The 9,935-nt window shown below is 35.5% G+C and carries 6 protein-coding genes and 1 riboswitch; of the genes, 3 read left to right on the top strand and 3 right to left on the bottom strand.

The annotated features are described in order from the left end of the window. Positions 1–171: 171 nt before the first annotated feature. Entirely contained in the window at positions 172–345 is a 174-nt protein-coding gene (locus CD118_RS12030; RefSeq protein ID WP_169925607.1) for a hypothetical protein, read from the bottom strand. 67 nt (positions 346–412) lie between these two features. Further along, positions 413–515, bottom strand: a riboswitch (SAM riboswitch). A 219-nt stretch (positions 516–734) separates the two neighbouring features. On the opposite strand from CD118_RS12030, the gene CD118_RS09440 reads away from it, so the two are divergent. From CD118_RS09440 to CD118_RS09430, 3 genes are all read left to right on the top strand, one after another. Further along, the gene (locus tag CD118_RS09440) at positions 735–1,715 is read left to right on the top strand and encodes a tRNA dihydrouridine synthase (RefSeq protein ID WP_103356616.1); all 981 of its coding nucleotides are present in this window, start codon (positions 735–737) and stop codon (positions 1,713–1,715) included. Between the two features lie 732 nt (positions 1,716–2,447). Then, positions 2,448–3,830 (top strand): melibiose:sodium transporter MelB, encoded by a 1,383-nt coding sequence (gene melB, locus CD118_RS09435; protein WP_103356615.1) that lies wholly within the window; start codon positions 2,448–2,450, stop codon positions 3,828–3,830. A 3-nt stretch (positions 3,831–3,833) separates the two neighbouring features. Then, positions 3,834–6,050, top strand: a complete 2,217-nt coding sequence (locus CD118_RS09430) for an alpha-galactosidase (RefSeq protein ID WP_060829150.1) — start codon at positions 3,834–3,836, stop codon at positions 6,048–6,050. 1 nt (position 6,051) lies between these two features. Here the strand turns inward: CD118_RS09430 and CD118_RS09425 are convergent, their stop codons facing one another. Together CD118_RS09425 and CD118_RS09420 are read right to left on the bottom strand one after the other, a co-directional pair. Further along, on the bottom strand, positions 6,052–6,882 hold the full coding sequence (locus CD118_RS09425; protein ID WP_060829149.1) for an AraC family transcriptional regulator: 831 nt from the start codon (positions 6,880–6,882) through the stop codon (positions 6,052–6,054). Positions 6,883–7,280: 398 nt separating this feature from the next. After that, on the bottom strand, positions 7,281–9,794 hold the full coding sequence (locus CD118_RS09420) for an Ig-like domain-containing protein (protein ID WP_169925606.1): 2,514 nt from the start codon (positions 9,792–9,794) through the stop codon (positions 7,281–7,283). Positions 9,795–9,935 lie beyond the last annotated feature (141 nt).

Genomic DNA, 9,935 nt, shown 5'->3' with positions numbered 1-9,935 from the left:
ACCAAATATTATTCTAGCATGCTGAGGTGCCTATTTTAATACAACGGTAGAACCTTTCCGGAACCATACGCATAGCGCATGGTTTACTTTTATTCAAAGAAAGCCCTAAGACGATTTTTAAAAATCATCTTAGAGCTATTATTTTTCCATCTTTAACAATGACTATGGAGACTAATTTGTGATTTTCAGAATGGTATCTTTATTTTTTGAGACATCAATCTGGTCACGAATTTGAGACTTAATTTGATTACGCATGGCTTGCTTTAAAATACTGCTCGAAACGTTATTAGGTTGATACTGGTCCCAATATTCTAGTTCTGCATAAAGTTCACGACATGTTTTCATCATATAACCACCTTTAAATTGATATACAATAAAATAGCTCTTCAAATTAAGAAGAGCTTTACACATCTTCTCATCTTTCAGTATTAGATACTGTTGGAATTAGCACATCGCATTTTAGCTGTTGCTGGAGCTTCTAAGGGCCAAATCCCTCCACTCACTCTTAATAAGAGAACTATTTTATTAACCTTATTATAACATAAAACAATTTGAACATCGGCGTTTAAAAATCTACAAATTTAATACAGATTGAAAAATAAGTAGTAAATCTAAATAATTAGAATTGTACCTAGTTATATGACACATTCATTTTGTATATATTTACGCTCTGTGGTAATATCATTATGCGTAAAAATGCGAGATACTAATAAAGAAGAAGGTTTAAATATATTATGAAGGAAAATTTTTGGCGTGAATTGCCACGGCCATTTTTTATTTTGGCACCTATGGAGGATGTGACGGATATCGTCTTTCGTCACGTTGTGAGTGAAGCAGCAAGACCTGATGTATTTTTTACTGAATTTACGAATACCGCAAGTTTTTGTCACCCAGAGGGCATCCACAGCGTTCGTGGTCGCTTAACTTTTAGCGAAGATGAACAGCCAATGGTCGCACATATTTGGGGTGATCAACCTGAACAATTCCGTGAAATGAGTATCGGCTTAGCTGAAATGGGTTTTAAAGGTATTGATTTAAATATGGGCTGTCCTGTAGCAAACGTTGCTCAAAAAGGGAAGGGCTCTGGACTTATTCTAAGACCTGAAGTTGCTGCTGAAATTATTCAAGCCACTAAAGCAGGTGGACTACCGGTAAGTGTTAAAACACGCCTAGGCTATTACGAAATAGATGAGTGGAAAGATTGGTTAAAGCATGTTTTGGAACAAGACATCGCAAATTTATCCATCCACCTTCGTACACGTAAAGAGATGAGTAAAGTGGATGCACATTGGGAATTAATTGAAGCCATTAAGAACTTACGTGATGAGATTGCGCCAGATACATTATTAACGATTAACGGCGATATTCCAGATCGACAAACCGGGCTTGAACTTGTCGAAAAATATGGTGTCGATGGCATTATGATTGGTAGAGGCGTATTCCATAATCCCTTTGCTTTTGAAAAAGAGCCCCGTAAACACACAAGCAAAGAACTACTAGATTTATTGAGATTACATTTATCATTATTTCAAAAATATAACAAAGATGAAGACCGTCAATTTAAAAGTTTACGTAGATTCTTTAAAATATACGTGCGTGATATTAAAGGGGCGAGCCAACTTCGCCATCAATTGATGAATACTGAATCTATCGCAGAAGCACGCGAATTACTCGATGCATTCGAAACACAAATGGAAAATCGTACGCTGACTTAATCATTGTAATTATGAAAACTGAAGTTTAAACATAACATTAAGCTTAAATAAAGAATCGACAAAGTAAAACCACATTTACTTCGTCGATTTTTTATGTTATTAAGAAAATAATAGCTCCACACACGCTCATGAAAACACAATGCTCGCCAGATGCTTTAATAGATTAATAACAACTAAAAAAGTGGTAAACAGAGAGGTAATAGCAATCAAATTATAGAGGTTAGGATAACTTCTCTCATTATCCCAACGAGAAATGAGTTGGATTGGTACATAAATCTTTTCTAGAATACCTAATCTAATAGCATACATCCCCTTATAACAGCTTCTTTATAATCAAAAAACCATTTAAGAGTACTTCAGTATCTAATGATTTTGCAATATATATTAAAAAAAGCTATGCAAAATTTGTAGATCTTATTTAATAGGTATTTTATGTTTCCATAATTTAAATAAAAGATTTCTAGAGATAAAAATTTATATCATTAAGCACTTTCCTCATCAGAATACTATAAACCAATAATAAAAAACATCTAAATCAAATCTCAATGAAGCATAACAAATATGTATTATTTGAAGAAAGCTGGAGGTAATTATATTCTTTTCTATTACATATTTCTAAGTAGTTGTTTTACTTTTCAAAATGTCACAAAAATCAATAATGCCTACACAACTGCTCATTCTACAGAAAACGCTTACAACGTATAATTTCCTTAATAATAACGAGGTGATTATATGGCAAAACAAGTAAGCACTAAAGAAAAGTATTCCTTTGGTTTTGGCGCATTCGGGAAAGATATGGTCGTTGGTTTTGTAGGTATGTATTTAATGTTTTACTTCACTGATGTATTAGGTGTCAGTGCCGCGTTCGTAGGTACTTTATTTTTCATCGCACGTATTTGGGATGCAATTAATGACCCGATTATGGGTATGCTTATTGATAATACACGTTCAAGATGGGGGAAATTCCGTCCCTGGATTTTAGCAGGAACGCTTGTAAACTCCATTTTTTTCATTTTGTTATTCACAGACTTTGATTTAAGTCAAACAAGCCTATATATTTATGTCTCTTTAATTTATATTCTTTGGGGGATGTCTTACACAATGATGGACGTTCCTTACTGGTCATGGTTACCTAACTTAACGAATGACCCAGTAGAACGTGAAGAAGTTTCAATTGTCCCACGTGTGTTCGCAAGTACAGCAAACTTAATTAACGGAACATTGGGCTTATCTTTCATTTATTTCTTAGGCACTTGGTTTGGTAAACAAGAAGGCGATCAATCGGTTGGATTTTTCACATATGTCTTAATCATTACATTGATTTTTATCCTCACGATTTCATTTACAGTTAAAAATGTTAAAGAAGCACCGACAAATACAGGGGAAGGCATTAAAGTAAGATTTAAAGACATTTGGCGTATCTTATTTACTAACAAAGAACTGCTTGCCTATATCGGAACAATCCTATGTTTCTACTTAGGCGCACAGTTTCTGGCAACAACGCTACTTTATTACTTTAACTATGTTGTTGGTTCTAAAAGTCTCTTTGCATTATTTAATGCTTTAGGTTTTATGGAAATGGTTGGCTTGATTATTTTCCCTAGAGTTGCAAAATGGATTACTCGCGAAAAAGTGTACCCTTTAGCGACAGGGTTAGCTGTTGTTGGGTTAGCGATTCTCTTCGTCTTCGGATTCATAGCACCGACTTCAATTTACCCTGTGATTGTCGGCACAGCAGCCATTAAATTAGGATTCGGCTTAATCACCGGGGTAATTACCGTATCTATCGCAGATGTCATTGACTATAGTGAAGTGAAATTCGGACAACGTAATGAAAGTATTATTACTTCCACACAAACTTTTTTAGTTAAAACCGCAATGGCACTATCAGGTTTAGTCATCGGATGGAGTTTATCTCTGTTTCATTATGCTCCTAATATTGAACAAACAGAATTCACTAAAAATGGGATACGTTTCTTAATGATGGGGATGCCAGTGATTTTCATCTTGACTAGCTACTTTATTTACAAATGGGGCTATAAACTTAAAGGCGCATTTTTGAAAGATATCGTTCAGACACTTGAAAACCGTAAAAATAGAGAAAAGAGCGTGTAATCAATGAGCATTTACATTAATCAAGATCTTTTGCAATTTCATTTAACCAACGGACAAATTAGCTATATTTTCTATATTGGTCCTACACATCAACCTGTACAATTATATACGGGCCCCCATATTGAAGATGCCAATTACACTTTTTTAGAACATCAACAATCACGGCCTGTCTCAAACTACATGATTGAAAACGATACGACATTTTCTCATGAACATACACTTATGGAATATCCATCTTTTGGTTCAACAGACTTCCGAAGTCCTGCTTTTGAAGTCCGTCATCCAGATGGTAGTCATATTACAAACTTAGAATATGAACACTACGAAGTACGTCATCAAGCACCAGTACTCAAAGACTTACCACACGTACGTCAAAGCCAACAAAACGTCGAGACATTAATCATTTATTTAATCGATCCTGTGAGTCAATTACGAGTCAAACTATATTACAGTCTCTTTGACGATATGAATATTATTGCGAGACATACTGAATTTGAAAATACAGGTGTAAACACGCTGACCCTCACACGTGCTCTGAGCATGAATTTGGATTTGATGTCAGATAATTTTTCACTCGTACATCTAAGTGGTGCATGGGGGCGTGAGCGTCACGTCACTCAACAGTCGCTTTCTCCTGGTACATTCGAAATTCAATCATTGCGTGGACATTCGAGTCATCTACATCATCCTTTTTTCGCTTTAGCGCAACCAAATACAACGGAAGATAGCGGATTAGTATACGGCATGTCTTTTGCTTATAGCGGTAACTTTTTAGGCCATGTGGAAGTGGATAATTTTAATAAAACACGTGCATCCATCGGTATTCATCCTGAATATTTCTCATGGCAATTAACACCTGGGACCCAGTTCACAACACCACAGGCTTATCTCACTATTGGCTTAGCAGGCTTTAACGATATGAGCCAACAATTCCATCGACTAGTACACACTTATCTCATTGCACCTCAATGGCGAAACCAACCACGCCCTATATTGATTAATAATTGGGAAGCAACCTACTACGACTTTACTGAAGACAAGCTGGTAGCGATTGCTGAAAAAGCGAAAGAAATAGGTATTGAAATGTTTGTCTTAGATGATGGCTGGTTTGGTTCGCGTAATAGTGATCACGAAGGGCTAGGTGATTTCTTCGTAAATGAAACGAAATTGCCGAAAGGACTCCAACATTTGAATCAACGGATTAACGATTTAGGTCTGGATTTTGGTTTGTGGATGGAACCCGAGATGGTTAATAAGCAAAGCAAACTCTATGCTGCACATCCTGATTGGGTTATACAAACGCCAAGTCGCACAATGTCACATGGTCGTTATCAATTTGTATTAGACTATACAAATCCAGATGTCATTGATTATGTTTATCATGAAATTTCAAATATACTTGATCACACTAATATTAAGTATATTAAATGGGATATGAACCGTTCAATGACAGAAGTTTTCTCATCACGATGGCCGACTGAACAGCAAGGAGAAATCTATCATCGCTATATTTTAGGTCTTTATGACTTATTGCATCGTATTACGACACGTTTTCCTCATATATTAATTGAATCGTGCGCTAGCGGTGGTGGTCGCTTTGACCTTGGTATGCTGTATTACACGCCACAAATTTGGACGAGTGATAATACAGATGCTTACCAACGTCAGTGGATTCAATATGGCACATCATACTTATATCCAACAAGTACGATGGGCACACACGTTTCTAAATCACCAAATGAACAAGAACATCGCTCAATGCCACTTGCAACACGAGCCAACGTTTCTTATTTCGGCACATTCGGTTATGAACTCGATTTAGCCACATTAGATGCAACAACACTTGAGATCATGAAGCAACAAGTTACATTTATGAAAACACATCGAAACTTACTACAATTCGGTAAATTCTTTAGATTATTAAACCCTAGTCAACATGAATTTACCGCGTGGATGGTTATAGACCATAACCGTAACCATGCTATCGTAGGTGTCTATAAACATTTAAATACGATTAACAACGGGCGTCATCGTGTCGTCTTAAAAGGATTAAATCCTTCCGCACATTATCATATCTCAGAGCTTAACCTCACAATGGCAGGCAATGCGTTAATGGCCATTGGCATCGACATTCCCGACACAAGTAATGGCGAATTGCGAAACGGCGAAGCAAAAACCTATGACTTTGATTCGTGGCTATATACGCTTGAACGTGTTTAAATTACTTTTGTTTTGAACGATAGGTCGAAGGGGTCTCACCTGTGACGTGCCTAAACGCTTTATAAAAACTATTATAACTTTCGTATCCAATTTGATGCGCGATTTCGCTATAAGAATAATCTGTAATGACCAGCAATTCGCGTGCTCTTGTGATACGGAAGTTATTAATATATTCTTTTAGCGTAATACCCAGTTCTTGATGAAATATTCGACTTAAATAACTTCTGTTGACGAATAAAGCTTCCGCCATTTCTGAGATTGTAAAAGGATGATTATAGTTATTTTCAATATACTGTAATGATTCATGGATATATCTACTATATTCTGGAGCAGTTTGAGGCTTTGAAATAGACAAACGACTTAAAAGGATTTCATTTAAAAAGTCGAATAATACGCTTTGAAATAAAAAGTGGGCTGAAATACTTGTCGTTTGATTATCGAGTACTTTCAAAACAATTTCTTGACAGCGATTGTGCTTTTTAAAATTAATAATTGGAAACGTCACAGAAATCCCCATTTGTTGAATCGCCTCATCACTACTAACACCAGTAAAACCTATCCAAATATAATGCCATGGATCTGCTTCATCTGCCCAATAGACAGAAGACTTATCTGGAAATATTACAAAACTCTGATTGGCAGAAAGTTTATAAACTTGGCCATTGAATTCATAATATCCTGTTCCAGAAATGATATAATGAATAATATAGTTTGGGCGAACTGCTGGACCAAAACGATAGCCCGCCTTACAATATTCTTCTCCCGCGAACAAAAAATGCATATCTTTAAACAAATGCGTTCTCTCACTCGATACAACCCGATACTTTTCCATAGCCGCCCCCAAATATAATAAATTGTTCCATTTCTACCTTACCTGCATTAGTTGCATTCACTGGCATACCAACAAACTGAGCACCCGAATTATAATAGACTTATATTTTTATTTAGTTTTCTTAATTATATTATTTTACAACACTTATGTGTACCAAAAATTTTAAAATCATCACAAATCGAATGAGATTTAGGAAAGTATAACAAAAAGCGGAGTCGAAAGTTCATCATATTTAACTAAAGACGTAAAACAAACAGAAAATAGCCATACGCCTAAGCTAGTATTAGGACGTATGGCTAAATGATTAATTTCAGAGTATCAGCTATGAAACGATAGACATTCCGTTAAGTTGAGTAAAAGCATAAATGTATGAATACAATAACAATGCTTTTACAGATTTATTTTGCTTTATTAAACTTTGATTTTCTGCGGAATAGTAATACAGAGCCTATGACTGTCAATAAAATTGCCAATGTAGGTGTATTTTTATGTGCTTCTCCAGTGCTTGGCAACACTTTTACAGATTTAGAATTCGCATTTTTATGCATAGATGTCGAGACATGAATCACTGGTGCATTGATTGGGTGCTCTTCAATTTTCTCTTGATTGCGTTCAATCTGTCCACCTTTTCTTTCTGGTGCCTTGCCACCCACCCTATCAATGACTTGATGCTCTTCTATTTCTTCTTGGTTACCTTCATTTTGACCGCTTTCCCCTTCTGGTGTCGTGTCTTCAATGATATCGATAATTTGATGTTCTTCTATCTCTTCTTGATTGCCTTCATTTTGGCCACTTTCCCCTTCTGGCGTTGTGTCCGCTATGATGTCAATAATTTGGTGCTCTTCTATCTCTTCTTGATTACCTCCATTTTGACCACTTTCTCCTTCTGGCGTTGTGTCTTCAATGATGTCGATAATTTGATGTTCTTCTATCTCTTCTTGATTGCCTTCATTTTGGCCACTTTCCCCTTCTGGCGTTGTGTCCTCTATGATGTCGGTAATCTGATTCTCTTCTATCTCTTCTTGATTGCCTTCATTTTGGCCACTTTCCCCTTCTGGCGTTGTGTCCTCAAGGATATCGATGATTTGGCGCTCTTCCACTTCTTCTTGGCTACTTCCATTTTGACCACTTTCTTCTTCTGTCATCGTATCCTCAGTATTTTCAATCAAATTATGTTCTTCCATGACCTCAACATCTTTGTTCTCAGTAACTTCTTCTTGTGGCCCTCTGTTCTCACCATTTTCCTCATCAAGCGCTGTATCCTCAGTATTCTCTATCAGATTGCTTTCTTCAATAACTTCTACATTATTATTTTCTGTAATCTCTTCTTGAGGTCCCTTGTTCTCACCATTTTCTTCATCAAGCGCTGTATCCCAACTTATATCAATTACATTGCTATCCTCAGTCGTCTCAACTAAATTATTGTGAACTTCAGGAATCGAATCAGGTTGCACAGGCGGTACGGGTCTGAGTTCTCCGTTTCCACTAGCGTTATTTTCGTAAAGCTTAACACCGTTTATTTTTTGCTTACTAAATGGATAATAATAGTAATCACCTGTCTGTATATACGTTCTATACAACAATTCTGGCGCTTTAGAATCATAAAAGCCTTCATAATTGATTGCATATTTCTGACCATTATTTACATCAAGATTTAATGAATAACCACCATTATAATAATTTATTGAACTGTTATCTTTATCTACAACTTCCCACATATCAGGTTCTAAATAAATACTTGCTGGCGGATTACCTTGTCCTTTGTACTTATAAATACTCACTTTAGGATTTGTCGATACTTTTGAAGCTCCCCTTACTACATCACCACTTACAGAAATGGTATCTCCCCAATTGAGGTATCCATAAGGATTTATATAAGCGATTTGTTTAAATTTGCCTTCTTTTGTATTCAATTCTGAAATACGGCCATCAACATAATCACTATTATCATAATGAATATAAATATCTGAGCTAGTTGTCTTAGTCCCTATTGTAGATGTTATTAATTGTTTACCGCTGTTTTTAATATTTTCAGGGTTTGTAAAGTAACTAATAGATAAATCAGCTGTTAAATTCTGCTTTCCTTTAACATAATCTTTAAAAGTATATGTTATTGTATGACCATCTTGCGATACGTTACCTTCAGCAATAATATCTTCTTTTCCTTGTTCGTTTTTTGTCATAATATTTGGCGCGTTTCTTTCAACAGAAATACCATGTGTACTCACATTTTCAGATAGTTGTATTTTAAATGTATCTCCTGAGTTTACTTTATCCGGAAATTTTAACTTATAATTTAACCGTCCTCCTTGACCATGATGTGGATGAATATTATTTCCATTATTAAATCCCGTGATTTCCCCATTTTCTACTATAACCTGACTAGAAACATCTTTTCCTACTGTAGTATTTTCATTTTTTGTTCGTACATCTTGATCGCCACTTGTGGCAGGTTGTATCGCTCTATATAGTTTGGTTTTAGGAGGCATTTCTACCGATTCATTTTTATGTTTCTGTATAATTTCCGAAGATCTTTCTTCATTTTTTACTGCATCTTGTTGTTGTGTTTCAGTAACTGTATTTTCTTCTACTGATGATGATTTTGACTTTGTCTGCTCATTTTCTACTCCCTCAGTCTTGATTACTTCTTCAGACTGGGAGCTATGATTTTCAAGTGCTTTGGAGCCACTTGCTTGTTCTTTATTTGTTACTTCTGTATATGTTTGTTGAGGCGCTTGTGGATTTTGTGCATTGAACTCAACTTTATTCTCTCCCAAATTATTGAATGATGTTTCGCTCGCTTGCGCTTCATTATCTCCCATAAAGCCATATATCAATCCTCCAATAACAATGGAAGCTGTTCCAACAGAAAATTTTCTAATTGCATGTTTTTCTCTTTTATTTTCATACATTATAAATAACATCCCTTCTTATACCTCAATAAAATATAATACAAACACAAAAAACTGTCTACAATTAAATTTTATAAAATCTATTAAAAGCATTTTAATCAAATACTGATAGAATTATGCGAAAAAACGTTAAAAAACAAG

It is taken from the genome of Staphylococcus coagulans (genome assembly GCF_002901995.1).
Lineage (GTDB): Bacteria > Bacillota > Bacilli > Staphylococcales > Staphylococcaceae > Staphylococcus > Staphylococcus coagulans.
This window is presented reverse-complemented; position numbering and strand designations above follow the sequence as displayed.

Bases quoted from the DNA above. Each gene is read 5' to 3' on its own strand.
- CD118_RS12030 (WP_169925607.1), bottom strand. From the start codon at position 345: ATGAAAACATGTCGTGAACTTTATGCAGAACTAGAATATTGGGACCAG.
- CD118_RS09440 (WP_103356616.1), top strand. From the start codon at position 735: ATGAAGGAAAATTTTTGGCGTGAATTGCCACGGCCATTTTTTATTTTG.
- melB (WP_103356615.1), top strand. From the start codon at position 2,448: ATGGCAAAACAAGTAAGCACTAAAGAAAAGTATTCCTTTGGTTTTGGC.
- CD118_RS09430 (WP_060829150.1), top strand. From the start codon at position 3,834: ATGAGCATTTACATTAATCAAGATCTTTTGCAATTTCATTTAACCAAC.
- CD118_RS09425 (WP_060829149.1), bottom strand. From the start codon at position 6,882: ATGGAAAAGTATCGGGTTGTATCGAGTGAGAGAACGCATTTGTTTAAA.
- CD118_RS09420 (WP_169925606.1), bottom strand. From the start codon at position 9,794: ATGTATGAAAATAAAAGAGAAAAACATGCAATTAGAAAATTTTCTGTT.